The organism is Ferruginibacter sp. (assembly GCF_049840995.1).
In the GTDB taxonomy this organism is placed as follows: Bacteria; Bacteroidota; Bacteroidia; order Chitinophagales; family Chitinophagaceae; genus Ferruginibacter.
In genome coordinates, this window is record NZ_JASGIP010000003.1 from 1,702,315 (window position 1) to 1,728,567 (window position 26,253).

The 26,253-nt window shown below is 42.6% G+C and carries 21 protein-coding genes; 15 read left to right on the forward strand and 6 right to left on the reverse strand.

Translation table 11 applies throughout. From position 1 onward, the window contains the following. The first annotated feature begins 77 nt into the window (after positions 1-77). The 5 genes from lpxD (at position 78) to QM738_RS09150 (ending at position 7,039) form a co-directional block, all read left to right on the forward strand. Entirely contained in the window at positions 78-1,118 is a 1,041-nt protein-coding gene (gene lpxD, locus QM738_RS09130) for a UDP-3-O-(3-hydroxymyristoyl)glucosamine N-acyltransferase (protein WP_462276382.1), read from the forward strand. Between the two features lie 169 nt (positions 1,119-1,287). After that, entirely contained in the window at positions 1,288-3,768 is a 2,481-nt protein-coding gene (locus QM738_RS09135) for a DUF5686 and carboxypeptidase-like regulatory domain-containing protein (protein WP_462276383.1), read from the forward strand. A gap of 143 nt (positions 3,769-3,911) precedes the next feature. Beyond that, complete coding sequence (locus tag QM738_RS09140; protein ID WP_462276384.1) at positions 3,912-5,318, forward strand: bifunctional UDP-3-O-[3-hydroxymyristoyl] N-acetylglucosamine deacetylase/3-hydroxyacyl-ACP dehydratase; 1,407 nt, start codon at positions 3,912-3,914, stop codon at positions 5,316-5,318. Between the two features lie 104 nt (positions 5,319-5,422). Further along, positions 5,423-6,220: an acyl-ACP--UDP-N-acetylglucosamine O-acyltransferase gene (gene lpxA / locus QM738_RS09145; protein ID WP_462276385.1), complete on the forward strand. Its 798-nt coding sequence runs from the start codon at positions 5,423-5,425 to the stop codon at positions 6,218-6,220. A gap of 201 nt (positions 6,221-6,421) precedes the next feature. Beyond that, a complete protein-coding gene (locus tag QM738_RS09150; protein WP_462276386.1) occupies positions 6,422-7,039 on the forward strand; it encodes an ABC transporter ATP-binding protein in 618 nt (205 codons plus the stop codon). Between the two features lie 6 nt (positions 7,040-7,045). On the opposite strand, the gene QM738_RS09155 is transcribed toward QM738_RS09150, so the two are convergent. Continuing rightward, on the reverse strand, positions 7,046-8,260 hold the full coding sequence (locus QM738_RS09155) for an alanine dehydrogenase (RefSeq protein ID WP_462276387.1): 1,215 nt from the start codon (positions 8,258-8,260) through the stop codon (positions 7,046-7,048). A gap of 117 nt (positions 8,261-8,377) precedes the next feature. Then, positions 8,378-8,785 (reverse strand): tRNA (adenosine(37)-N6)-threonylcarbamoyltransferase complex ATPase subunit type 1 TsaE, encoded by a 408-nt coding sequence (tsaE, locus tag QM738_RS09160; protein ID WP_462276388.1) that lies wholly within the window; start codon positions 8,783-8,785, stop codon positions 8,378-8,380. A 62-nt stretch (positions 8,786-8,847) separates the two neighbouring features. Here tsaE and QM738_RS09165 point away from each other — a divergent pair, with 62 nt between their 5' ends. Then, a complete protein-coding gene (locus QM738_RS09165; protein ID WP_462276389.1) occupies positions 8,848-10,956 on the forward strand; it encodes a heavy metal translocating P-type ATPase in 2,109 nt (702 codons plus the stop codon). A gap of 21 nt (positions 10,957-10,977) precedes the next feature. Beyond that, positions 10,978-12,879 (forward strand): RecQ family ATP-dependent DNA helicase, encoded by a 1,902-nt coding sequence (locus tag QM738_RS09170; protein ID WP_462276390.1) that lies wholly within the window; start codon positions 10,978-10,980, stop codon positions 12,877-12,879. A 286-nt stretch (positions 12,880-13,165) separates the two neighbouring features. On the opposite strand, the gene QM738_RS09175 is transcribed toward QM738_RS09170, so the two are convergent. Next, the gene (locus QM738_RS09175; protein WP_462276391.1) at positions 13,166-15,085 is read right to left on the reverse strand and encodes an LTA synthase family protein; all 1,920 of its coding nucleotides are present in this window, start codon (positions 15,083-15,085) and stop codon (positions 13,166-13,168) included. Between the two features lie 114 nt (positions 15,086-15,199). Then, on the reverse strand, positions 15,200-16,750 hold the full coding sequence (locus tag QM738_RS09180; RefSeq protein WP_462276392.1) for a helicase HerA-like domain-containing protein: 1,551 nt from the start codon (positions 16,748-16,750) through the stop codon (positions 15,200-15,202). A 154-nt stretch (positions 16,751-16,904) separates the two neighbouring features. Between QM738_RS09180 and QM738_RS09185 the strand changes: the two genes are divergently transcribed. The 5 genes from QM738_RS09185 to QM738_RS09205 all read left to right on the forward strand — a co-directional run bounded on the left by QM738_RS09185 (position 16,905) and on the right by QM738_RS09205 (position 22,617). Continuing rightward, entirely contained in the window at positions 16,905-18,167 is a 1,263-nt protein-coding gene (locus QM738_RS09185; RefSeq protein ID WP_462276393.1) for a M16 family metallopeptidase, read from the forward strand. 73 nt (positions 18,168-18,240) lie between these two features. After that, positions 18,241-20,334: an insulinase family protein gene (locus QM738_RS09190; RefSeq protein ID WP_462276394.1), complete on the forward strand. Its 2,094-nt coding sequence runs from the start codon at positions 18,241-18,243 to the stop codon at positions 20,332-20,334. Positions 20,335-20,427: 93 nt separating this feature from the next. Then, entirely contained in the window at positions 20,428-21,375 is a 948-nt protein-coding gene (locus QM738_RS09195) for a cytochrome-c peroxidase (protein WP_462276395.1), read from the forward strand. A gap of 76 nt (positions 21,376-21,451) precedes the next feature. Further along, positions 21,452-21,823: a four helix bundle protein gene (locus QM738_RS09200; protein WP_462276396.1), complete on the forward strand. Its 372-nt coding sequence runs from the start codon at positions 21,452-21,454 to the stop codon at positions 21,821-21,823. 95 nt (positions 21,824-21,918) lie between these two features. Next, on the forward strand, positions 21,919-22,617 hold the full coding sequence (locus QM738_RS09205) for a response regulator transcription factor (protein WP_462276397.1): 699 nt from the start codon (positions 21,919-21,921) through the stop codon (positions 22,615-22,617). Here the strand turns inward: QM738_RS09205 and ruvB are convergent, their stop codons facing one another. Further along, positions 22,618-23,649, reverse strand: a complete 1,032-nt coding sequence (gene ruvB, locus QM738_RS09210) for a Holliday junction branch migration DNA helicase RuvB (RefSeq protein WP_462276398.1) — start codon at positions 23,647-23,649, stop codon at positions 22,618-22,620. A gap of 125 nt (positions 23,650-23,774) precedes the next feature. Here ruvB and QM738_RS09215 point away from each other — a divergent pair, with 125 nt between their 5' ends. The 3 genes from QM738_RS09215 (at position 23,775) to QM738_RS09225 (ending at position 25,823) form a co-directional block, all read left to right on the forward strand. Then, positions 23,775-24,197, forward strand: a complete 423-nt coding sequence (locus tag QM738_RS09215) for a MarR family winged helix-turn-helix transcriptional regulator (RefSeq protein WP_462276399.1) — start codon at positions 23,775-23,777, stop codon at positions 24,195-24,197. Positions 24,198-24,258: 61 nt separating this feature from the next. Further along, positions 24,259-25,149, forward strand: coding sequence for an NAD(P)H-binding protein (locus QM738_RS09220; RefSeq protein ID WP_462276400.1), 891 nt, complete (start codon positions 24,259-24,261; stop codon positions 25,147-25,149). 26 nt (positions 25,150-25,175) lie between these two features. After that, positions 25,176-25,823, forward strand: coding sequence for an NADPH-dependent F420 reductase (locus tag QM738_RS09225; protein WP_462276401.1), 648 nt, complete (start codon positions 25,176-25,178; stop codon positions 25,821-25,823). Positions 25,824-25,872: 49 nt separating this feature from the next. Here QM738_RS09225 and QM738_RS09230 read toward each other — a convergent pair whose 3' ends face one another. Next, a complete protein-coding gene (locus tag QM738_RS09230) occupies positions 25,873-26,214 on the reverse strand; it encodes a hypothetical protein (protein ID WP_462276402.1) in 342 nt (113 codons plus the stop codon). Positions 26,215-26,253: the final 39 nt, after the last annotated feature.

Consider the following 26,253-nt stretch of genomic DNA (forward strand, 5'->3'; position numbering starts at 1 on the left):
GTTAATGGTTCATAGGATTGCGTTTAATCTACTGTACTATTGACTATCAACCATCAACTATCAACCATTAACCACATATGCAATTCTCTGCAACACAAATAGCCATGATCATTGGCGGAAAAGTGGAAGGCAACCCCGATGTTGCCGTTGCTTCTTTTGGAAAAATTGAAGAAGCGCAAAATGGCCAGCTGGCTTTTTTGGCCAATCCCAAATACGAAGAACATTTATACAGCACCAAGGCTTCCATCATTATTGTAAATGAATCGCAGGAGTTGAAAGAACCCATTGGTGCAACATTGATAAAAGTACCCGATGCTTATACGGCATTTGCGGTGTTACTGGATAAATACCAACAGATACAACGCCAGCAGTTGAGCGGCATTCAGCAGCCGGTTTATATACACGCTACTGCAAAAACCGGCGACAATGTTTTTATCGGCGCCTTTGCTTATATCGGTGAAAATGTAGTGGTGGCTGATGGTGCAAAGATTTATCCACATGCTTTTATAGGCGATAATGTAAAGATTGGAACAAACTCTACCATACATCCCGGGGTAAAGATTTATCATGATTGTATCATTGGTAAAAATGTTACCATACATGCAGGCACTGTTATCGGCAGCGATGGATTTGGTTTTGCGCCACAGGCCGATGGCACATTTAAAAAAGTACCGCAGATAGGCAATGTGATTGTGGAAGACGGCGTGGAGATAGGTGCCAATTCAACTATTGACAGGGCTACTATCGGCAGCACCATTATACGATCGGGCGCCAAACTGGATAATTTATTGCAGATAGCGCATAATGTGGAAGTGGGTAATAATACCGTTATTGCTGCACAAAGTGGCGTAAGCGGTAGTACAAAAATTGGTAATAATGTAATGATAGGTGGCCAGGCGGGCATTGTGGGCCATATCACCATTGGTGATGGCGCCAAGATCAATGCACAAAGCGGCGTAAGTAAATCGCTCGATCCGGGCAAGGCCGTTACCGGCTTGCCGGCACATGATTATACAGCGGCATTGCGCAGCCAGGCTGCCAGCCGCAAACTGCCTGATATGGAAAAACGTATCCAGGAACTGGAAAAACAGATAGCTGCTTTAAAAGAAAAGATATAATTTCTGTAAAGCTTTTATTACCTGCCAACGATTTTGCTGTTATTGTAATCTTCTTATTTTGTATGCAACAAAATTTACAAATTAAGAACAGGTTAGTTACGTCAAAAGTTGCCAGTTGACTTAAAGACAAATGACTTGTAATTTTTAATCGGTATCAACAGATATTACATTGAGTTTTTTACGTTATTTTTTATTTATTGGTGCAATTATCCTGGCGGCGCAGCTGCATGCTCAAAGCATCAGCTTTAAAGGCATTATACAGGATGCACATACCAAAGAACCGGTAAGCTATGCCTCGGTGTATTTTACCCGCTCCTCTATTGGTAAAACATCCGACAGCGCCGGTAATTTTTCTTTTTACATCAGCAAATTTTCAAAAGATACCATGGTGGTAACCTTTGTTGGTTACGAAACCTACAAGCTGCCCATCACCGATTCTATGAACAATCAAACCATTGTGGTGCAATTGCAGCGGGGTGCTGCCACTAATGGTGTATTGGTAAAATCAAAGATCAATAAAGGATTGTATTTGTGGAAAAAGATCATGAGTAAAAAGAAACAATACAACCGCTATAACCTGCCCAATTTTGGATACGAAGCTTACAATAAACTGGAAATAGACCTGAAGAATTTTAAACCCGAAAAGGCAAAAAGGAATTTCCTGCTCAAACCATTTTCTTTTGTGTTTGATAATATCGACAGCACTTCGGAAAAAGAACCTTTTTTACCGGCTTACCTGGTAGAAAGTGTAAGTGATTATGCTTTTCAAAAGAACACCAAAAAATATTTTGAGAACGTAAAAGCCAGTAATACCAAGGGTTTTTCCAACGAGAGCATTACCAAGCTGATGGGTGTGATGAACCAGAATGTGAATGTATATGGTAATTATGTGAACGTGATGGACAAGGATTTTATTGGTCCTTTTAATGATAATGCAGATGTGTATTACAATTTCCAGGTGCCCGATACACAGGTGGTGAATGGAAAAAAAATATTCCATTTTGTTTTTTCACCCAAGCATGCGGGGCAAAATACTTTTGAAGGCGATGCATGGGTAACCGCACAAACCTACCAGATACAAAAAATAAACCTTTACCTGGGCAAAGACGCCAATATCAATTACATTGACCGCGTAAGTGTGTTCCAGGAATTCATTCCGCTGAATGACACCGTATATTTTTTGAACAGGGATAAATTCTTTGCTGATTTTAAAATTCTCGGCAAGCAATCGTTGACATTCATCGGACGTAAAACCACTTCGTACCGCAATATCATCATCAACAGCGATTCTATTACCGCATTGTTCAAACAGCAACCTATAGAAGAAGTGGTAAAAACAGAACCGGGCAGCAATTTAAAATCAGATTCTGTATGGAATGCCTTGCGGCACGATACCTTATCGACCAATGAAAAAGCCATCTATGCCACGGTGGACAAACTGTTGCAGATGCCCAAATTCCAACGCCTGCAGAATACGCTGAAGTTCATTGGCACAGGGTATAAACAACTAACTAATTACGAGATCGGGCCCTGGTTCAACTGGATCAGTACCAACAGCTGGGAAGGCCTCCGCCTGCGTTTCGACCTGGGTACCACTACAGGTTTCAATAAACATATTTATCTGCATACTTATCTTGCTTATGGCTTTGCAGATAAAAAATTCAAAGGCAAAGCCGAAGCATTCTGGATCGTGAAAAGGGATCCCAAACGGTTCCGCCTACACGCTTCTTATTCCAATGATATTGATAATGGCATCAGCCAGGTGGGCGATGTGGGACAGGATAATATATTTTCGCTTGCCATCCGCAAACCCAATACCACCCGTAAGTTCATTCAATTGCAGGATGTACGCTTTGAGGTGTTTAACGAACTGGGCAAAGGATTTTCCACCGAATGGTTCATTTCTCACCGCCAATACACACCACTTAAGAACCTGCCTTTTAAAGAAACTTTCCCGGTAAGTGAAGGCTTGCCCCTGAGCAATTTTGAAGTGGCCATGAAACTGCGTTTCGCCTACCTGGAGCAATTCATAGAGGGGGATTATTTCCGTTATTCATTGGGCACCAAGTATCCCATTGCCGAACTGATGCTGGCCAAAGGTTTTTCCGGCATTTTGAACAGCGCTTATAACTATACCAAGATCGGTCTTTCGGTAAAAGATTATATGAAGATATCGCCCTACGGTTCATTTTCTTATAAAGTATACGCCGGTAAGATCAATGGTACACTGCCCTTTGCGTTCCTTGAAAATCATCCCGGTAACGATATCTATTATTACAATCCCAACAGCTTTAACCTGATGAACCGCTTTGAATATTTAAGTGATCAGTATGCCGGGGTAAATGTGGAGCATAATATTGGTTCGGGATTATTCCGCTTTGTGCCTTTTACCCGCAAATTAAAACTGCGCCAGTTCTGGAATGCGAAAGCATTGTGGGGTTCGCTGAGCGATGCCAATACCACGCTGAATAATAAATCGGGCAGCTTTAAAACACTCAATGGCAGTACTTACCTGGAAGTGGGCACGGGTATCGATAATATCCTGAAGGTACTCCGGCTTGATTTTGTATGGCGGGTGCTGCCACGGCCATTGCCTGCCAATAAAATATCCCGTTTTGGTGTTTTCGGCAGCTTCCAGTTCCAGTTTTAACAATGAATAATTAATAATGAAAAATGGATAATTGGCTCATTTAAACCGGGTTGCAGCCTATTTTGTAGTGTTATTACTATACATTATTCATTATCCATTGTTCATTAAATGAAATATCTTTGCACCCAAAATTTTCAACTCTGATGGATAACAATTTTAATCCTGATAAGCAGCATACGCTGGCGGCTTCAGTAAGTATTTCGGGCACGGGCCTGCATACGGGTGTAAATGTGGATATGACACTGAAACCGGCCAACCCGGGCTTTGGCTTCCAGTTTCAGCGTATCGACTTGCCGGGAATGCCGGTGATAAAGGCCGATTGCGACTTGGTTACCGATACTTCCAGGGGCACCACGCTGGAACAGGGGGACATTAAAGTAAGCACTGTAGAGCACATACTGGCCGCACTGGTGGGTATGGGCATCGATAACTGCCTTATCGAGATCAACGGGCCGGAAATACCCATTATCGACGGCAGCAGCGAACCATTTGTAGAGATCATTGAAGAAACCGGTGTGCTGGAACAGGATGCTGCCAAAGCATGGTACACCATCGATACCAATATCACGCATTATGATGATGTAAAAAGGGTGGACATGACCGCTTTGCCGGCCACTAATTATCAAATTACCACGCTGATAGATTTTAACAGCCCGGTATTGGGTACACAGCATGCCAGTTTAAAAACCATCAAGGAATTTAAAACCGAGATCGCACCCTGCCGCACATTTTGCTTTTTGCACGAGCTGGAAATGCTGCTGGACAATAACCTGGTGAAAGGTGGTGATATCAATAACGCCATTGTGGTGGTGGACAAGCCTGTTACGGATGAAGAGATGAGCCGCCTGGCAAAAGCCTTTGGCCGTGCTAAAGTGGAAGTAAAAAGCGAAGGCTACCTCAATAATTTAGAACTGCGTTTCCCCAATGAACCTGCAAGGCATAAACTGTTGGATGTAATTGGTGACCTGGCATTGATTGGTTATCCTATCAAGGCGCATATCATTGCCAACAGGCCGGGCCACAGCAGCAACGTGGAGTTTGCCCGTAAGATCAAACAATACATCAAAAAGAACAAACACACCAAGGATATACCCATTTACAATCCCAACCAGCAACCGGTATATACGCAGCAGCAGATAGAAAAAACGTTGCCGCACCGTTTCCCTTTTTTGTTTGTAGATAAGATCATTGAGTTGAGCGATAAACAAATTGTAGGTATCAAGAACGTGACCTTCAACGAATTTTTCTTCCAGGGACATTTTCCCGGTAATCCTGTAATGCCGGGTGTGTTACAGATTGAAGCATTGGCGCAAACAGGCGGCCTGCTATGTATCAATGCCATGCCCGAAGGACAATATGATACTTATTTTTTAAAGATTGAGAATTGTAAGTTCAAACAAAAAGTAGTGCCAGGAGATACGATGCTGTTGAAGATGGAACTGATTGAACCCATCCGCCGTGGTATATGCATCATGCGGGGAAGTGTATACGTGGGCAATAAACTTTGCACCGAAGCAGATCTTACCGCACAACTTGTAAAACGCAGTTAAATAGTTTATTGGTTAACTGGTTAAGTAGTAAATTCGTTTGCTGCTAACCAATACACCAGTTAACGGATAAACTGATCAACTAATTAACGAATTAACCAAAGAGAATGATTCATCCGCACACATACATACACCCCAGCGCAAAGCTTGCTACCAATGTAAAGATCGACCCCTTCAGCGTGATACATCCCAATGTAGAAATTGGAGAAGGCACCTGGATAGGCAGTAATGTAACTATTATGGAAGGCGCCAGGATCGGCAAGAACTGCCGCATTTTTCCCGGTGCTGTAATTGCAGCCATACCGCAGGACCTTAAATACGATGGCGAACAAACCACCGTTGAGATAGGCGACAATACCACCATCCGTGAATTTGTGACCGTTAACCGCGGCAGTAAAGATAAATGGACCACGAGAGTAGGTAACAACTGCCTGATAATGGCCTACAGCCATATTGCGCACGATTGCATTGTGGGCAATAACTGCATCATGAGCAATAACACGCAAATGGCCGGGCACGTGATAATGGGCGATAATGCAATATTGGCCGGTATGTGTGCCGTACACCAGTTTGTGCAGATAGGCCAGCACGCTTTTATTGCAGGCGGTAGTTTGGTAAGCAAAGATGTGCCACCATATATTAAAGCAGGCCGTACGCCATTAAGCTATGCCGGTGTAAATTCTGTAGGTTTAAAACGCCGTGGCTTTTCGCTGGAAAGGATCAATTCCATACTGGATATTTACCGCATTATCTATAACAAGGGCATGAACACCTCGCAGGCGCTGAATTTTGTTGAAGAAGAATTTCCTGCAACTGATGAAAGAGATGAGATCGTAACTTTTGTAAGAGAAAGCGGCAGGGGGATCATAAAAAGATTTACGAAAGGCAACAGCGACGACGAATAACCCCTGTCCCCTAAAGGGGAACTAAGATTGTTACGGCATCGCTTTTTGTTCAGGTACTTAAATTGTACCAGTTTTTTGAGACCAACTTTTGTAATTCAATGCTGCATTGTTGCGTCGTATTCTTGTACTGCATACCATTGTTGAACTTTTATCAAAGCATATAAAAACTTATTAAGTTTATCTTTTTACAGGTAAATTCCAATGCAGATCAATTTAAATAATGTTGGTAAACGATACAACCGGGAGTGGATCTTCCGCAACTGCAGTTACCAGTTTAAAAGCGGCACTTCTTATGCCATCACGGGCTCCAATGGTTCCGGCAAATCAACATTATTACAGGTAATATCAGGTTCCCTTACACACAACGAAGGCAGCATCGAGATCAAAAACGCATATCAGCCCATTACTGCAGAAAAATTATACACCCATATTGCTATTGCAGCCCCTTATTTAGAACTGGTGGAAGAAATGACCGCAAAGGAAATGCTGCATTTTCATGCACAATTCAAGCCGCTGATCAGTTCGGTTTCTATCGAAACTATATTGCAAACGGTAGGATTAAAAAGTGCAACCAATAAGCAGATACGCTATTACAGCAGCGGTATGAAACAGCGGCTGAAACTGGCGCAGGCATTCTTCAGCGATACGGCTGTTTTGTTGCTGGATGAACCCACCACTAATTTAGATGCAGAAGGGATCGCTTTATACCAGCAGCTTGTTGCCGATCATGTCAACAACAGGTTGGTGATCGTAAGCAGCAATGACCAGCAGGAATATGCTTTTTGTGAGCAAGTGATCAAAATAAGCGATTACAAGTAACCGTTATTAACGCTTACTGGCAATCAGCAAATTCAGATCTGTATATTTCAGATCAAATCTTTCACTTAAATAAAAATTAGTAAGACTTCCCTTGAATAAATAAATACCACTGCGGATATTTATTTTATACCAGATCACATTATCAATACCGCCATCTTCACCGGTCTCCAGCAATAAAGGCATCAATACGTTACTGATGGCCTGGGAAGCAGTGCGTGCAAAACCACTGGGAATATTGGGTACGCAGTAATGGATCACATCGTATTTTTTAAACACCGGGTTCTCATGCGTGGTAACCTTGCTGGTCTCGAAACAACCGCCCCGGTCAATACTCACATCCACTATCACGCTGCCGGGCCGCATGCTGCTCACGGTTTCTTCCATTACCACAATAGGTGTGCGGCCTCCGGTGCTGCTTAAAGCGCCCACTGCCACATCGCAGGTCTTTAACTGCTTGGCCAGTATTTTGGGCTCTATAACGGATGTCCATAGACGACCACCGATATTATTCTGTAAACGTTTTAAACGGTAAATGCTGTTGTCGAATATTTTTACGCTGGCGCCCATGGCCAATGCTGTTCTTGCAGCATATTCGCCCACAATACCGGCGCCAATGATGATAACTTTTGTAGGCGGAATACCACTGATACCTCCCACCAATACACCTTTACCATTGTTGGCATTGCTTAGATATTGCCCGGCGATCAACATAACAGCACTCCCGGCAATCTCGCTCATGCTGCGTACAATGGGATTGTGACCGCTGTCGTCTTTTAAATTCTCAAAACTTAAAGCCGTGATCTTTTTATCCATCATCTTCTGCAATATCTCCCGCTGCATTACTGCCAGGTGAATAGGAGAGATGATGTATTGTCCATATTTTAATAATTCACATTCAGACTCACTTACAGGGGCGCTTTTAACCAGTATATCACATTCGTACACTTCCTTTCGGTCGTAGGCGATCTTGGCGCCTGCTTCGCTGTAATCCTTATCGGTATAGCTGGCGCCCAGGCCTGCCCTGGTTTCCACCACCACACGATGCCCGTTGGCCACCATTACACCTACTGCTTCGGGGGTAAGGGCAATACGGTTTTCGCTGAAAGAAGTTTCTTTGGGGATGCCAATGAACAATTCAGCGCCTTTGGGTTTTACATCCAGTGTTTCTTCTAATGTTTCGTACGAAAAGGAAGGAGATACAAAGGGTTTTGAAGTAGCCACTTTTTAATTAATAATTGATTAGTGAATAATAAATAAGCTTCTCAAATTACATTTTTTTTTGCAACCTTTTAAAAACCAGGAGGGTTAAATTCTAAAAGCTGCAATTCTCCATATACCTTAAAGAGTACTCAGTTTCCTGGTATGGGAATCGATGATTGTAATCGATACTTGCAGGGTATTATCGGGTAAGATACCGGGGGCTTTTTCGGGCCATTCCACAAAGCAAATGCTGCCCGAATACAGGCAATCTTCCACACCGGCATTAATGGCTTCATTTTCATCCCTTACACGGTACAGGTCCATGTGGTAAATGATGTCGTTACCCGCCTTATATTGATTGATAATAGAAAAAGTAGGACTGGAAGTATTGTCCTTAACACCCAGGGCCCTGCACAATGCCTGTATAAAGGTGGTTTTACCGGCGCCCATGGGCGCATAAAAGGCAAATACCTTTGCCCCGGGGGCATGCTTTATAAACTCAGCAGCAGCCTGTTGTATATCTTCCAGTTTAAAAATTACCTCCATGTTGCAAATATATTTTCCTTCATTAGTAATTGGCCCACAAATGCAATAAATAATTTTGCAGTATGGAAAAAGTTGAATGGAAAGTAGAGGGCATGGATTGCACCAATTGTGCATTAACCATCACCAGGTACCTGCAAAAAGAAGGTATGAAGGAGGTGAAAGTGAATTTTATTGGCGGCGATGTGAACTTTGAAACAGACGGTACCCGATCTAAAGAAACACTCACCAAAGGCATTGCCGACCTGGGCTACAAAGTAGTGGATGAACATATTGCCACTAACCTTCAACGTTCAACTTTCAACCTTCAACATCTCTTCAGCAACCACTTACAACGATTTCTCTTCTGTCTGCCTTTTACATTGGTACTGATGCTGCACATGCTGCCCTGGCATATTCATTTTTTAATGAACCCCTGGATACAGCTGGCGATCTGCTTACCGGTATTCATAGTTGGTATGGGATATTTTGGGGTAAGCGCTGTAAAAAGCCTGCGCCGCGGCATACCCAATATGAATGTATTGATAGCGGTGGGTGCGTTGGCTGCATTTATCTACAGTTTCATTGGCACGTTGAACAATTACGGACCTGATTATATTTTTTATGAAACTACTGCTACCATTATCACACTGGTATTTTTAGGCGAATGGGTAGAACATAAATCAGTATCCACCACGCAAAAAGAACTGAACAAACTGGCAGGCCATCAAAAAGTAATGGCCAATATGATCGCATTTGATGAAGAACATAAAGAACTGATCTTTCCTGTAGAAAATACACAATTACATACCGGCGATTTAGTGCTGATAAAAACGGGGGAACAGGTGCCGGCAGATTGTAAGATACTATGGGGCGAAGCCTATGTAAGCGAAGCACTGCTTACCGGCGAAAGTAAACCCATTCATAAACAAAAGAAGGACACCTTGATAGGGGGAAGTTTGTTTACAGAGGGTACGGTAAAAGCGCAGGTAACGGCAGTAGGCAAGGATACGGTATTAAGTAATATCCTGAACCTTGTAAAACAGGCGCAGGGCGAAAAGCCGCCTATTCAGCAATTGGCCGATAAGATCAGCGCCATTTTTGTACCCGTGGTATTGGGCATAGCTGTGCTTACCTTTTTACTGAATTATTTTGCATTCAATATTGCGCTGACGCCATCATTAATGCGCAGCATTGCAGTACTCGTCATCAGTTGCCCTTGCGCCATGGGCCTGGCAACACCTGCAGCTATTGCCGTGGGATTGGGCAGGGCCACTAAAAAAGGCATCCTGTTCCGCAATGCAAAAAGCCTGGAGTTGTTTAAGAACATCAGCACAGTGGTATTTGATAAAACAGGAACACTGACTAAAGGCAAATTGAAAATATCGAATGTTGAATATGTAAATATTGACGAAGCAACATTTAAACGCATCGTTTTCTCCATAGAAAAATATTCTAATCACCCCATTGCAAAAACAATTACTGCCGAGTGGAAAGTGAATGACCCCATCAGCTGGAAAAAGATAGAAGAAGTAAAAGGTGTGGGCATGAAGGCAGAAGATAATGAAGGCAATATTTATCAATTGGGAAAGACCGGCGCTGGAAAACGGCAGGCTGTACTTTTAAAGAACGATGTTTTATTGGGTGGCTTTGATATGGAAGATGAAATAAGGGAAGAAACAAAAGATATCATCAGCTACCTGCATTCAAAAAATATAAAGACCGTGCTTTTAAGCGGTGATAGTTTTGAAAAGACCAACCGCCTTGCACAAACCGTAGGCATAGACGAAGTATATGCGGAAAAAACGCCGGAAGAAAAATTACAGATCATTGAACAACTGAATAAAGTATCGCCGGTAGCGATGGTAGGCGACGGCATCAATGATGCGCCTGCGCTGGCTAAAGCAACCATTGGTATTTCCATATCCGATGCATCGCAACTGGCTATGCAAACGGCGCAGGTGGTGCTTACCAATAATGGTATTAAACATTTACCCCTGGCGCTGGGCTTGGGCAGGTATACTTTTTTAACTATCAAAGGCAACCTGTTCTGGGCCTTTATTTATAATATCGTAGCGATACCCATCGCAGCAATAGGCTTACTGCATCCCGGGGTTGCCGCACTGGCAATGGGTTTCAGCGATGTGGTGCTGGCCATAAATTCTATACGCCTTAATTACAGGAAAGTAATTTAATTTGAGGCTAAATTAATTCTGTTGGCGCCAAAAGAAATTCTTAAAGCATATTGGGGGTATGATGATTTCCGTCCTTTGCAGGAAGATATCATCAATGCAGTGCTGGAAGGCAGAGACGTGCTGGCATTGCTACCTACGGGTGGAGGAAAATCCATTTGCTTCCAGGTACCTGCATTGGCAAAAGACGGTGTATGCCTGGTGGTTAGTCCGCTGATAGCTTTAATGAAAGACCAGGTGGAAAACCTGAAACGCCGTGGCATCAATGCATTGGCGGTATACAGTGGCATGAGTTTTTTTGAAGTAAAAAAAACATTGCAGAATGCCGCCTTTGGTAATTATAAATTCCTGTACGTATCGCCGGAAAGGCTGGAAACGAGATTATTTTTAGAATACCTGCCTGCCATCAATGTCAACCTGCTGGCTATAGATGAGGCGCATTGTGTATCGCAATGGGGCTACGATTTCCGACCGCCTTATTTACGCATTGCTGCGCTGCGGGAATTATTGCCACAGGTGCCGGTACTGGCATTAACAGCATCGGCCACTAAAAATGTGCAGGATGATATCTGCGAGAAATTATTGTTCGGTAAAAACCAACAACGCTTTCAGCAATCATTTGAAAGGCCGAATCTTTCGTACAGTGTTTTTAATGTGGCTTCCAAACAAAATAAATTACTGAAGATATTAAAGAATGTACCGGGCACTGCCATTGTGTATTGCAAAAGCAGGAAGCATACACAGGAAATTGCGGAGCTGCTGCGCATGAATAAGATCAATGCAGATCATTATCATGCCGGTCTTAGTAGCGAAGAGCGAACGAATAAACAGGAAAGCTGGATACAGAATAAAACAAGGGTGATCGTTTGTACCAATGCATTCGGGATGGGCATTGATAAACCCGATGTAAGGGTGGTGGTGCATTACGATGTGCCCGACTGCCTGGAAAATTATTACCAGGAAGCAGGGCGTGCAGGAAGAGATGGAAGAAGGGCCTATGCTGTTTTATTATACCAGAATAAGGATGTGAACGATCTGCAACAGCAAAGTAATACCCGCTTTCCTTCACCGGACGAGATCAAAAAAACTTATATCGCATTAATGAACCACCTGCAGGTGGCGGCAGGCAGTGGCGAAGGGGTGAGTTATGATCTTGATATTGCCACTTTTACAGCTGCGTTTAAACTGGATGTATTGCAGGCCACTTATGCCATCAAAGCGCTGGAGCAGGATGATATTGTAAGTTTTAACGAGATCGTTTTTAAACCGGCCACGGTGCAGGTAATTGCTAACCGCGATGACCTTACAGAGTTTGAAAAGATGCAGCCGCAACTGGAACCGCTGATCAAAGGACTGCTGCGTTCTTATGAAGGCGTATTTGATCTTCCTGTTATCATCTTCGAAAGCAGGTTGGCTAAATTTTTAAAGCAGGATATTGTTGCTGTTAAAAAAGGTTTGCAGCAATTGAACGATCATGGCATGATCGCTTATTCACCGCAAAAAGAAAAGCCACAAATAACCTTACTCAAGAACAGGATGTATACCGACAGTTATGCCATTAATATTACCGCTCACCTGGAACGCAAAAAGAATTTTGAGCAAAGGGTGAAAGCTATGCTGGAATATACGGGTGATACATTGAGCTGCCGGAGCAAATTCATATCCGGTTATTTTAATGCGGCCCTTGAAAAACCATGTGGCATTTGTGATAATTGCATCAATCAAAAAGAATTGGTGATAACAAAGGAAGAATTCCAAACGATATCGATTGCGCTTTTACAATTGGTAAAAGAAAATAAACTTCACTTGAACGAAATTCAACAGCAACTTAAAATAATTAAAAAAGAGAAATTGTGGAAGGTGATCAGCTTTCTGCAGGCCGAAAATAAAATTGCAACAGATAAGGAGGGGAGGCTGTATTGTTAAAAACTTTTTTAAAACCAGGGCTTATACCGATGTTTCGACATCAAATTTGGAACGGAAAGTCCATAAAATAAAAAAGGGACCAAGATAGAAATCTAGTCCCGCTTTAAAATCCAATATCCTATGAAAAACCGAGACGAAGATAATGCGGAATTTACGATTACACAACATTTTAATGAAGTATTTTTAAAATATTTTCTAATGCAATCAGTTGCATAATCATGTGGGAAGTACACAGTATAACTTCTATATTAATTGATAATCAATTAAATATGCAGTAAAAATAGCTCTATTTTATTATTTTATAACCACCCGATTTATAGAGGAAATTTGCCCCCTGGTACCAGGCAATTGCCTCGTCGGTAAGGGCCTTTTCGGGGGGTATTTTGCTGTTGGTACCCGAAATAAAGTCGGGCGAAAAGCTGGTAATTTTCTTCTGCGGCGACAAAATTATGAGCTTTCCATCCCTGATATAACCCATATCCTGGTAGGTGCTGATGAAGATCCTTTCATTGCCGGGCTTTGTCATAGAAATGTCATAACCCAAAAAACGACTGGTGTAATTTAGTTTTAGCATACCCAGCACTGTTGGTACCAAGTCTATCTGGCTCGTCAATCTTTTTTCAATTGCGGGCGTTACCAAAGCCGGCGAATAAATTAAGCAGGGGATATGATAACGGTTCACCGGCAGGTCTGTTTTACCGGCGCTTTTAGAACAATGGTCGGCAACAATTACAAACAACGTATTATTGAACCAGGGTTTGTGCTGCGCATCTTTTAAAAATTTATTGATGGCATAGTCCGTATACTTCACACCTCCTTCGATAGACTGCGTGGAAGAGGGGATATCGATCCTGCCATCGGGATAGGTATAGGGCCGGTGATTGCTCACGGTCATGATATGATTGAAAAAAAGTTTGCCTGCTGCAAAACTTTTATCGCATTGCTCGAGTGTGTATTCAAAAGCGCCTTCGTCATCTATTCCCCATGCCGTGGTATGGTGCACCATTTTTTCAGGAATGTCTCTTTTATCCAGCACGGTATAACCATTGGCGCCAAAATATTTTCCCATATTATCAAAGAAGGCATTGCCGCCATAGATGTAATTCACATCATAACCTTTTGTTTTTAGAACGTTGCCCATGGTAAACATGTCCGCATTATCGGGCCTGCGCACAATGGATTGGCCTGGTGTGGGTGGTATAGCTAACGACAATGCTTCCAGACCTCTTACCGTCCTGGTACCGCTGGCATAAAAATTTTCGAAGAATAAACTGTGCGGTATCAATGAATCCAGGAAAGGCGTGATGTTTTGTTTGTTGCCAAAGTATTTTAAATAATCACCGCTTAGGCTTTCCACGCTTACCAGTACAATATTCCATTTATGTTCGGGGCTGTCGTTCTTAATTACTCTTTCGATGCTTAAAGGATCGTTGGTGAATGTGGCGTTGGGCGCCTGCAGCATTGCTTTCAGTATCTTAAAATTGGCCGTATCATTTTGTGTGGCATAAAAACGGTTGTAATCAATTTCATTGTTCCAGTAAGCGGTACCAAATTCATAAATGCCATTGCCGCCCAGTTCGTTCACGTAATTATTACTGCTGATATTTTTAAAACGATTGTTCACCAAAAAATAAGCAGCAGCCGGCACCAATAAAAACAACCCGAAAAAAATACTGCGCTTTGCAAAACGCATGCTTACCAGTTGTGATGCAATGATCTTTTTCCGAATGAGGAAAACAACTGCAATAGTTGCCAATACTACGCCGGCACCTATTAAGGGGATATTGTAGGATTCCCAGATATTACCTAATACTTCAGTAGTGTATATCAAATAATCAACCGCAATAAAATTAAAGCGCACACTGAACTCATCCCAGAAAGTGATCTCTGCACCTGCATTCAGCAATAAAATAAAACTGATGAGAAAAAAAAGTAGGAACAATGGAATACGATGCCAGCGTTTACGGTAAATGCTGTCTTTCATCAGCCAGCAATACAATGCTACGGGTATAGCAAAAAAACTGCTCACCACCAGGTCGTAAAAAAAACCGATCAAAAAAATACCAATAAAGCTTAGCGGATTTAACTCGAGCGAAGACCAGCTTTTAATTAATAGAATGAGCCGGGTGATACAACTGATGGAGCAAACCAAAACAGCTACCAGTGCTACGGGGCCAAAACGATGATGAAAGATTTTCTTAAGCATGGGCAAAGATAGGAAACAAAAATTCGCACAAGGTCTGACGCCCCCGTCTGACCTTGTGCGAATTTGGGAAGGTCTGACCTTCCCAACATGATCAGACGGGGACGTCAGATCATGTTAAAACCATCCTTTGCTTTTCGAGCTTTTGCTTCTGCCGCCCAGGCCCAGTGCGCCCAGTAAGGAGCGCACAATGGTATTGCCTGCAGTACGCACCATGCTCTTTACAATAGTATTGTCAGCCACTTTTTCCAACGTGGATTTTTCTTCCTTTTTAGGCTTGGCATTATCCGTTTCATCCTGGCCTTTATCGGCCGCTTCCTGCAGCTTGGCGGTTAATATTTCGTATGCGCTCTTGCTGTCGATGGTTTGATTGTATTTAGCCACCAGTTTCGATTTGGCATTGATCGCATCGATCTCGCCATCGGTCAATACATCCATACGGCTGCGGGGTGAACACAACATTACATGCGCCAGCGGCGTGGGTATACCTTTTTCGTTCAGCATGGTTACCAGTGCTTCACCAATACCCAGTTGTGTGATCAGGTCTTCAGTTTTATAAAATTCTGTTTCAGGATAGTTCTCTGCTGTTTGTTTAATTACTTTTCTATCAGCAGCCGTGAAAGCCCTTAAAGCATGCTGCACTTTTAAACCTAATTGCGCCAGTACACTTGCAGGCACATCCATCGGGTTTTGCGTACAAAAGAAAATACCAATGCCTTTGGAACGGATGAGTTTTACGATCGTTTCTATCTGCTGCAATAATGCTTCGCTGGCTTCATTGAATATCAAATGCGCTTCGTCGATGAACATTACCAGTTTGGGTTTTTCAAGATCGCCTTCCTCAGGGCAGCTGGCATATAATTCGGCCAGCATCTGCAACATGAATGTTGAAAAGAGTTTGGGTTTATCCTGCAGGTCGGTAACACGCAGTACATTGATCATACCACGGCCATCATCGCTCATGCGCATCAGGTCGTCCACTTCAAAACTTTTTTCGCCAAAGAAAATATCAGCACCCTGCTGCTGTAATTCTATCACTTTACGTAAAATAGTGCCGGTGCTGGTAGTGGAGATCTTACCGTAAGTTTTTTCTATTTCAGCCTTGCCTTCATCACCAATGTATTGCAATACTTTTATAAAATCCTTCAGGTCCAGCAACGGTAATTGAGAGTCGTCACAATATTTGAATATCATGGCCACTACGCCGCCTTGTGTATCATTCAGTCCTAATATTTTTGTAAGCAATACCGGGCCAAACTCACTCACGGTGGCACGCAGGTGTACCCCTTTTTGTCCGGTAAGCGTCATTAACTCTGATGGAAATAACGCCGGTTTGTATTCGAAATTTAACTTGGTGTAACGTTCTTTTACCTTATCGTTGGTGGTGCCTTCGGCTGCAATACCGCTCAGGTCGCCCTTGATGTCCATCAATAAAACCGGCACACTGTTATCACTCAAAAATTCGCTGATCATCTGCAGCGTCTTGGTCTTACCCGTTCCGGTGGCACCGGCTATCAGGCCGTGACGGTTCATCGTTTTTAAGGGAAGATTAATAGCAGCTTCGGCCACCACTTCACCATCCAGAACGGCACAGCCGATCTTTACAGATTCGCCTTTAAAAGTATAGCCATTATTGATGGCCTGTATAAATGCTTCTTTGCTGGGCATGATATAAAATTTTCGGGAAGGTACGAAGGTTATTGAAACAGGTTGTTTATCGCTGGTTAAAAATAAAAAGGGGTGTTTGCCACTTATCAAAAAACTGTTATTTCTTTTTGCTGCGGTCAATAACTGCCTATTTTTGTTGCCTTAACTTATAAACATGAAAAGAAGCATTCTTGGCCTTGTGCTGGTTGCAGCAACGGCTTCGGTACAGGCACAAAAAGTGGCCTACACCGAGTACAAACTTAAAAATGGCCTGGGGGTGGTACTGCACCAGGATAAAACTGCACCCGTGGTGGCCGTATCGGTAATGTACCATGTGGGCAGTAAAGACGAGCAGCCCAACCGTACCGGCTTTGCCCATTTTTTTGAACACCTTTTATTTGAAGGATCTGATAATATCAAAAGAGGAGAATTCGATAAGATCGTAAGCTCCAGCGGTGGCCAGGCCAATGCCAATACCAGCCAGGACAGAACTTTTTACTACGAGACCTTTCCCAGCAACCAGCTGGAAACAGGCCTGTGGCTGGAAAGCGAAAGGATGATGCACCCTGTAATTAATGAGATCGGTGTTAAAACCCAGAACGAAGTGGTGAAGGAAGAAAAAAGATTACGGGTGGATAACCAGCCTTATGGTAATTTTTTGCCGGAAGTAATGAAAAGGCTTTTTACCAAACATCCGTACACCTGGGTGCCCATTGGTAGCATGGAGCATTTAGATGCTGCTACACTGGATGAATTCAAAGCCTTTAATAAAAAATATTATGGCCCTTCCAATGCAGTGCTGGTGATTGCAGGCGATATTGATATTGCCAAAACCAAGCAACTGGTGGATGCTTATTTCGGCCCTATACCGGGCAATGCACCGGTGGTAAAAACAAAATATACCGAAACGCCTATCACCAAAGAAATCATTGATTCTGCCTTCGATAGTAATATACAGATACCCGCAGTGATCACTGCTTACCGTGTACCGGGTATGACGAGCAAAGAATCCAAGATACTGGAAATGGCTTCGGCAGTATTGAGCCAGGGCAGCAGCAGCCGTATGTTTAAAAAAATGGTGGATGATAAAAAGAATTCGTTGCAGGTGGGATCATTCAGTTATGCACTGGAAGATTATGGCGCTTATTTTATGTATGCCTTGCCCAACAATGATACGCCACTGGATACATTGGTAAAAGACATGGATGATGAAATAGTAAAACTGCAGAATGAACTGATCAGCGAAAAAGAATTCACCAAACTGCTGAACCAGTTTGAGAACCAGTATGTAGATAAGAACAACCGTATGCTGGGTGTTGCAGAAAACTTAGCAGATGGGTATACTTTTTTTAAGAATACCAATAACATCAATACAGAACTGGAAGAGTTAAGAAGATCACCCGGCAGGATATACAGAATGTTGCTAAAAAATACCTGAACAAGAATCAAAGGGTATTGCTGTATTATCTTCCTAAAAAATAATTTCAATTCATTTTTCAAAAATATTCGGAATGAAAAAAACAATCATACTTGCAGTTGCTGTTTGTTTATTGCAATACAGTTTTGCACAGGTAAAAGTAGACCGCAGTAAAAGACCGGTTGCAGGCCCTGCACCAACCATCACCATTAAAGACCCCGTGATCTTTAATATGCCCAATGGCATGACCATACTGGTGGTGGAAAATCATAAATTACCTAAAGTAAGTGCCACATTGAATATTGATATGGGTCCTGTAAAAGAAGGTAAAAAAGCCGGCGTGATGGACCTGATGGGCGGCATGCTGAGCGAAGGCACCACCACAATGGATAAAGCCGTATTTGATGAGGCGGTGGATATGATCGGTGCGGATGTATCACTCAATTATAACGGCGGTTCTGCATCAGCGCTTACAAGATATTTTGACAAGGCTTTTTCACTGATGGGGGATGCTTTAAAAAGCCCTTCTTTTCCACAGGAATCATTTGATAAATTAAAATCGCAAACCCTTACCGGTTTAAAATCGAACGAAAAGAGTGCACCTGCCATTGCAGGAAGAGTGAATGCTGCATTGGTATATGGAAAAAATACTGCACAGGGCGAATTCACTACGGAAGAAACGGTAAAGGCATTAACGCTGGCAGATGTAAAAGAAGCGTATGATAATTATATAACACCTTCCCGCAGTTATTTAACTTTTGTGGGAGATATCACGCCTGCTGTTGCAAAAGCGCTGGCAGAAAAAGTTTTTGGTAAATGGACCGGAAAAAAACTGACCCTGCCGGTAATTGCCGATGCAGAAAATCCTGCCAAAACTGAAATTGATTTTGTGGATCTGCCTACTGCAGTGCAGGGAGAAATGCGAGTGGGCAACCTGATCAATAACCCGATGAATGGCAGTGATTATTTTCCTTTACTGATGGCCAACCATATTTTAGGTGGCGGTGCAGAAAGTAAATTATTCATGAACCTGCGTGAAAAGCACGGCTTTACTTACGGCAGTTATTCAAGGCTTGGTAGTGGAAGGTTCCAGAGCACTTTTACAGCATCCGCTGCGGTACGTACCGATAAAGTGGACAGTGCTGTTGCGGAACTGATCGGTGAGATATTGAACATGCGGGATGGTAAAATAACACCTGATGAACTGAGCATGGCCAAAGCGGTGTACAATGGCTCTTTTGCATTGGGTATGGAAAATCCGGCCACAGCAGCCACTTATGCCACCAATATTTTGATCAATAATTTACCCAAGGATTTTTACCGTACCTACCTGCAACGGATAAACGCAGTTACAGTAGAAGATATTAAAAGGGTATCACAACACTTTTTCAGTGAAAGCAGGAGCAGGATCGTGATAGTAGGTAATGGCAAAAAAATATTGCCTAACCTGGCAAGGCTGGGTTATCCTATTAAAAAGTATGATAAATATGCTGAGCCGGTTGTGGAAGAAGTGAAAGACACCAAGGTGAATGAAACCGGTAAAACATCGGATGCGATTTCCGGGTACAGCATTATTGAAGATTACTTAAAAGCGATCGGCGGAAAAGATGAAGTGAAAAAAGTAACTACTATTTCTTCTACCGTAAGTATGCAGATGATGGGCCGCGATTTTACCGGCAGGGACCTGCACATGAACCCTAATAAAATGCTTACGGAATTGCAGATGGGATCGATGACCGTTTTTAAAGCCGTGTTCAATGGCCTTACCGGCTACCAGCAACAGGGGCCACAAAAGCAGGATATGGTTCCGGAAGAGATCAAAGAACAACAGGATGATAAAGGTGTTATTCCGCAACTGTATTACAACACTGCGGATTACAAAACCGAGTATATGGGTAAAGGAAAAGTAGGGGATGAAGATACTTACCGCCTTAAAATAGTAATGCCGAGCGGCAGAACTTCTGTACAGCAGTTCTCTTTAAAAACAGGTTTGCTGCTGCAGGAAGAAACCACCAGCAAACAGGGTACAGAAGATATTCCTGTAACGATCGATTACAAGAATTACCAGAAAGTAGGCACCATCATGCTGCCTACGCAGATCGTAAGGAACAGTAACGGACAGGAGCTGACCCTGAACCTGAGCAATATCAAGATCAACCAGGGTGTGACTGAAGACGATTTTAAATAGATCACAGAATCGGATCATTACAATAAGAGGTTTTATTAATTGCAACGGTGTAATAACTGCAGCAATTAATAAAACCTTTTTTAATTTGCGCTTATGAAGTGGCTGTTTACTGTATTGCTTTTTATACCGGTGCTTTGTTTTACTGCTTTTATACAGCAGCAAAAAGAATGGATCAATACCAAAGCGGCATTGGGTAAAAAACTGTTCACTGAAAAACTATTATCCAAAGATACTTCTGTAAGCTGCGCTTCCTGTCATAAACCCGCTTATGCATTTGCAGATACCACCGCTTTCAGTATTGGTATACATGGTAAGCTCACTTTACGCAATGCACCTTCTGTTTTGAATATGAAGAACCGCCCTTATTATTTCTGGGACGGAAGGGCGGCATCGTTACAGGAGCAATCGCTGATGCCGGTACAAAACCCTGATGAAATGGGGCTGCCCATTGACGAAGCTGTTCAACGATTGAATGCTTCAAAAGAATACCGCTTGCTTTTTCAAAAGATATTTAAGCAAAACCCTTCTGCAAAAAACCTCTCCGAGGCACTGGCTGCTTATGAAAGTACACTGGAAACAGTAGACAGTAAGTTTGATGACTGGAGCAACGATCTTAAAAAATTGACAGCACAGGAGGAGCGGGGCCGGCAACTTTTCATTGGAGATAAGGCAAAATGTTTTAATTGCCACAGCCAGGAAGATTTTACCACCGATGAATTTAAGAACATTGGTTTGTACAATGGCAAGGAACTGAATGATGCAGGCCTGTACAACATCACCCAAAAAGAAAGCGACAAAGGCAAGTTCAAAATTCCCGGTCTGCGCAATATTGCAGTAACGGCGCCTTATATGCACAATGGCATGTTTAAAACCCTGGAAGAAGTAGTAGACTATTATAACGATCCTAAAAAATTTGTACCCGATGCCATCAACATTGATGATGATCTTAAAAAGCCTTTAGGACTAACACCAAACGAGAAGAAAGATCTTATTGCATTTCTGAAAACATTGACGGATAAAAAGTACCTCAAAGGTCATTAATGAAGGGTCATTGGTCATTAAGTCATTGAAGGGATGAAAGATTTTTTCTTTACTTTTAGCTGCCAAAATAAAATCTATGATCCTCCTCGAAGACTTAATTGTTTACAAGCTTGCTATGCAAATTGGTGAACTGGTTCATGAAATAACAGTGAAATGGGACATCTTCAATAAGAAGAACCTGGGTGATCAATATATGAGAGCTGCTGATTCTATTGCCTTAAATATTTCCGAAGGTTACGGAAGATTCCATTATAAAGAGAACAAGAATTTTTGCTGGTATGCCCGGGGCTCGCTGTATGAAACTAAAACAGCCAATCAAAAAGCCTATAACCGTAAATTAATTACAGAAGAAGAATTCAATAGTATACTTGGTAAACTTACCGAATGCCATCTCCTGCTGAATAAGTATATCAAAAGCATTGGAACTGCTAAACCCAATGACAAATGACTTAATGACTAATTTTCATGTTTAACAAAAAATTAGGCACTATATTCGCTGTACCAAAAATGAATTAATTTTATTTGCTCTTAAACTAATAAAACATGGAAGCAGTGAAACCTAAAATATTACTTTGCGAAGACGACGCCAACCTGGGCCTGGTATTAAAGAATTATTTAGAGCTGAACGATTATGATGTAACACTGGAAAGGGACGGACGCTTGGGACTGGCAGCTTTTCAGCGGGAAAAATTTGACATCTGTTTACTGGATGTAATGATGCCCAATATGGATGGTTTTACATTGGGCGAAGAGATCAGGGATGTAAACCCGGATGTGCCTTTGTTCTTTTTGAGTGCAAAAACGATGAAGGATGATATCATCCAGGGATACAAACTGGGTGCCGATGATTATATCACCAAACCATTCGACAGCGAAGTATTGCTGCATAAGATAAAAGCGATCTTAAAACGCAATGAAGAAATGCACAAGGAAGAAGTGAATGCCGAGTTTGACCTGGGCAAATACCACTTCAATCCACGCCTGCGTGAACTGGGCATCAATGGTAAAGTGCAGGTGCTTTCTCCAAAGGAAAATGAATTACTTAAAATGCTGAGCGAATACAAGAACGACCTGCTGAGCCGTGAAGTGGCTTTAAAGAAAATATGGGGCAGCGATACTTATTTCAACGGCCGCAGTATGGATGTGTACATTGCAAAACTGCGTAAGTATTTAAAAGAAGATCCTTCTATCGAAATTGTAAATATCCACGGTAACGGTTTCCGTTTAGTGGTTTCGGAATAATTACTGGCTGAACAGATTATTTTGAGTGCCTCCCGACATGGGTGGCATTTTTCCTAAATGCCGGTAAGCTTTTTCAGTAACCTCCCGGCCTCTTGCGGTGCGTTGTAAAAAGCCTTCCTGTATCAAAAATGGTTCATACACTTCTTCCAGGGTGCCCGGCTCTTCGCCCACAGCAGTTGCTATGGTGGTAATGCCCACCGGACCGCCTTTGAATTTTTCTATGATAGTGGCCAGTATGCGGTTGTCCATTTCATCCAGTCCGTAAGCATCCACATTCAACGCTTTTAAAGCATGCTGTGTAATGCCCAGGTCAATCACACCATTGCCGATCACCTGCGCAAAATCCCTTACCCTTCTTAATAATCCATTGGCAATACGGGGCGTGCCGCGGCTTCTGCCGGCTATCTCTGCTGCAGCATCACTGGTGATCTTGGTGGTGAGTATTTTGGAAGAGCGCAGAATGATATTCTTTAAAGTGCCTGCTTCGTAATATTCCAGTCTTGATTTTATGCCAAACCTGCTGAGCAAGGGCGCTGTAAGCAAACCGCTTCTGGTAGTGGCGCCGATCAAAGTAAAAGGATTCAAATTCAGCTGCACACTTCTTGCATTGGGCCCGCTGTCGATCATGATGTCGATGCGGTAATCTTCCATCGCTGCGTACAGGTATTCTTCCACCACGGTGCTCAGGCGGTGTATCTCATCAATGAATAAAACATCATTGGGTTCTAAATTGGTAAGCAATCCCGCAAGGTCGCCGGGCTTTTCAATAACAGGCCCGCTGGTTTCTTTAATGCTAACGCCCAATTCGTTGGCCACAATGCGGCTCAATGTTGTTTTGCCCAATCCTGGCGGGCCATGAAATAAAATATGATCCAGGGCTTCGCCACGCAGCTTGGCTGCTTTTATAAAAATGGTAATATTCTCTATGATCTGCCCCTGCCCGCTGAAATCGTTGATAGCAGCCGGCCGGATGGTATTCTCAAATTCCTTATCTGCAAATGCTGACTGGTTATTTAAATTGGGATTTGCCATAAGTAAAATTAACGAATTGATGGCTAAGCGCTGTTAATATTTAGGGCCGGTAAAAAAGAATGGTGGAAAAATAAATGACCATTTTATTTGTATGTACAAATAAAATGCTTTTCTTTGTGGTATAAATGAAATCATCTAACAGCCGTTTTAATAAATGTCTTTATTTTTCCACCAATGCACTGGCAAGGAAAGTAGAGAAAATTGCAGTGGAAAACTGGAAGAAGGTAGGCCTTTCCCCCAGCCATGCTTATTTATTGATGATGGTGCTGGAAAACCCTGGTGCCCAGCCTGGTTGCATTGCAGATGAAATGCAGCTGACGCCCAGTACCATTACCCGGCTGATAGAAAAACTGGAAGAAAAAAAACTGGTGATACGCACTACTGAGGGAAAGATCACCAATGTATATCCTACCCCGAAAGGAAAAGAATTATTGCCCAAGATGAAAGTGTGCATGGGGGAATTCACCAAAACCTATACGGACATACTGGGTGCGGATGAAAGTATGCGTATGGTACAAAACATTAACAAACTGACGGATAAGCTATAAAATTTTTTTATCACAATATTTGTATATACAAATATTGTTTAACCAACAAAAATCAATGATCATGAAGTACGTAATTACCGGTGGTGCAGGACATATCTCTTCACCCCTCACACAAAAATTATTAAACGCAGGCCACGATGTAACCGTTATTGGCCGCGATGCAAAAAAACTGCAACCCTTAGTGGATAAAGGCGCTACAGCTGCGATAGGCTCTATAGAAGATGCTGCATTTGTGCAGCAGGCATTTGCAGGAGCGGATGCGGTATACCTGATGATACCACCCAATTTTGCAGCAGAAAATTTCCGCCATTATCAAAACACGGTGGCAAGAAATTATGTGGAAGCAATTGCAGCGAACGCTGTTAAAAATGTAGTGCTGCTTAGCAGCATTGGTGCACACGTTGGTAACGGGGTTGGTCCTGTGGATGGCCTCGCTGACCTGGAAGACCTGCTGAAAAAACAAAAGGATATCAATGCAAAATTTTTAAGGCCTTCTTATTTTATGTACAACCTTTTTAACATGATACCGCTGATAAAAGGAATGAATATTATGGGGAGTAATTTTGGCGGTGGTGATGAAAAGCTGGTGTTAGTGCATACCAGTGATATTGCAGATGTAGCCGCAGAAGAATTACTGGCACTGAACTTTACGGGTATTTCTGTGAGGTATATTTCCAGCGATGAAAAAACTGGTACCGAGATCGCCACTTTACTAAGTAATACCATCAATAAACCCGGCATTCCCTGGGTAGTGTTTTCAGATGAACAATCACTGGAAGGAATGAGGCAGGCAGGATTAAAAGAAACCATGGCAGAAGGGTATACAACCATGGGCAGATCTTTACGAGAAGGCAGGATGCAGGAAGATTACTGGAAGCACAAGCCGGTGTTAGGCAAAGTAAAACTGGAAGATTTTGCAAAAGAATTTGCAGCTGCATTCAATGCGCAGTAATTTGAAGAAAAATTAAAAGCACTGTTATGAAAATAGGCATCATCGGCAGCGGTATTGTTGGCCAGGTACTAGGAGCCGGTTTTTTAAAAGAAGGCCACCAGGTAATGCTGGGTACAAGAGATACGGAAAAACCCGAAGTGCAAAAATGGAAAGCTACCAATGCAGGCGCACAAACGGGCAGCTTTAAAGAAGCGGCTGCGTTTGGCGAAATAATACTACTGTGTACGAATGGTGCTGTTGCGCTGAATGCGATAGAGTTGGCAGGGAAAGAAAATTTTACAGGAAAGACCGTGATCGACACCACCAACCCCATTGCTGCCGCACCACCAGTAAATGGCGTGCTGCAGTTTTTTACAACGCAAAACGACTCTTTATTACAGCAGGTACAGGCAGCATTACCCGAAGCAAAAATTGTAAAGGCATTTAATAGTGTAGGCAATAACGTTATGTACAAACCTTCGTACGGTGATATAAAACCCACGATGTTTATTTGTGGCAATGATGCTGCGGCAAAGCAAACGGTAACGGGTATACTGGATATTTTTGGCTGGGAAACAGAAGACCTGGGCAAAGCAGAAGCGGCGGGTACTATCGAATCGCTTTGTATACTGTGGTGTATACCGGGCTTTTTAAAGAACGAATGGACGCATGCTTTTAAATTACTGAGAACGTAAACATAAAAAAGCCCCAACAATTGTTGGGGCTTTTTACATTCAGCTGCAATTATTTTTTATCATTTCCGAACATGCCGCTGATCTTGTCTTTTACATTGTCAAAAACCTCTTCGGCTTTATGTGCGGCGTTCTTTGCAAATTCTTCTACTTTTTCTCCTGCCTGGCCCGGGATCACATCGCTGATCTTATCCATCATTGATTCATCTTTTTTTGCTGTTGCTGCAGTAGCTGCGGCTGTTGCTTCGGGCGAAGGGGTAAACATATTGTCTACTGCGCCTGCCAGCATAGGAAATTTTTCTTTTACAAAATCCTTTATTGTTTCCAGGCTCTTGGTGGCCTGATCTGCGCTGATGCCTGCTTTTTCAGTAAGGCGGGTAATGAGTTCCTGCATAAAATTTCGTTTTAAAATTTGAAGTACAAATATGATGCG

Coding starts and splice junctions, on each gene's coding strand:
- lpxD (WP_462276382.1), top strand. CDS start 78: ATGCAATTCTCTGCAACACAAATAGCCATGATCATTGGCGGAAAAGTG.
- QM738_RS09140 (WP_462276384.1), top strand. CDS start 3,912: ATGGATAACAATTTTAATCCTGATAAGCAGCATACGCTGGCGGCTTCA.
- lpxA (WP_462276385.1), top strand. CDS start 5,423: ATGATTCATCCGCACACATACATACACCCCAGCGCAAAGCTTGCTACC.
- QM738_RS09150 (WP_462276386.1), top strand. CDS start 6,422: ATGCAGATCAATTTAAATAATGTTGGTAAACGATACAACCGGGAGTGG.
- tsaE (WP_462276388.1), bottom strand. CDS start 8,785: ATGGAGGTAATTTTTAAACTGGAAGATATACAACAGGCTGCTGCTGAG.
- QM738_RS09165 (WP_462276389.1), top strand. CDS start 8,848: ATGGAAAAAGTTGAATGGAAAGTAGAGGGCATGGATTGCACCAATTGT.
- QM738_RS09175 (WP_462276391.1), bottom strand. CDS start 15,085: ATGCTTAAGAAAATCTTTCATCATCGTTTTGGCCCCGTAGCACTGGTA.
- QM738_RS09180 (WP_462276392.1), bottom strand. CDS start 16,750: ATGCCCAGCAAAGAAGCATTTATACAGGCCATCAATAATGGCTATACT.
- QM738_RS09185 (WP_462276393.1), top strand. CDS start 16,905: ATGAAAAGAAGCATTCTTGGCCTTGTGCTGGTTGCAGCAACGGCTTCG.
- QM738_RS09190 (WP_462276394.1), top strand. CDS start 18,241: ATGAAAAAAACAATCATACTTGCAGTTGCTGTTTGTTTATTGCAATAC.
- QM738_RS09195 (WP_462276395.1), top strand. CDS start 20,428: ATGAAGTGGCTGTTTACTGTATTGCTTTTTATACCGGTGCTTTGTTTT.
- QM738_RS09200 (WP_462276396.1), top strand. CDS start 21,452: ATGATCCTCCTCGAAGACTTAATTGTTTACAAGCTTGCTATGCAAATT.
- QM738_RS09205 (WP_462276397.1), top strand. CDS start 21,919: ATGGAAGCAGTGAAACCTAAAATATTACTTTGCGAAGACGACGCCAAC.
- ruvB (WP_462276398.1), bottom strand. CDS start 23,649: ATGGCAAATCCCAATTTAAATAACCAGTCAGCATTTGCAGATAAGGAA.
- QM738_RS09215 (WP_462276399.1), top strand. CDS start 23,775: ATGAAATCATCTAACAGCCGTTTTAATAAATGTCTTTATTTTTCCACC.
- QM738_RS09220 (WP_462276400.1), top strand. CDS start 24,259: ATGAAGTACGTAATTACCGGTGGTGCAGGACATATCTCTTCACCCCTC.
- QM738_RS09225 (WP_462276401.1), top strand. CDS start 25,176: ATGAAAATAGGCATCATCGGCAGCGGTATTGTTGGCCAGGTACTAGGA.
- QM738_RS09230 (WP_462276402.1), bottom strand. CDS start 26,214: ATGCAGGAACTCATTACCCGCCTTACTGAAAAAGCAGGCATCAGCGCA.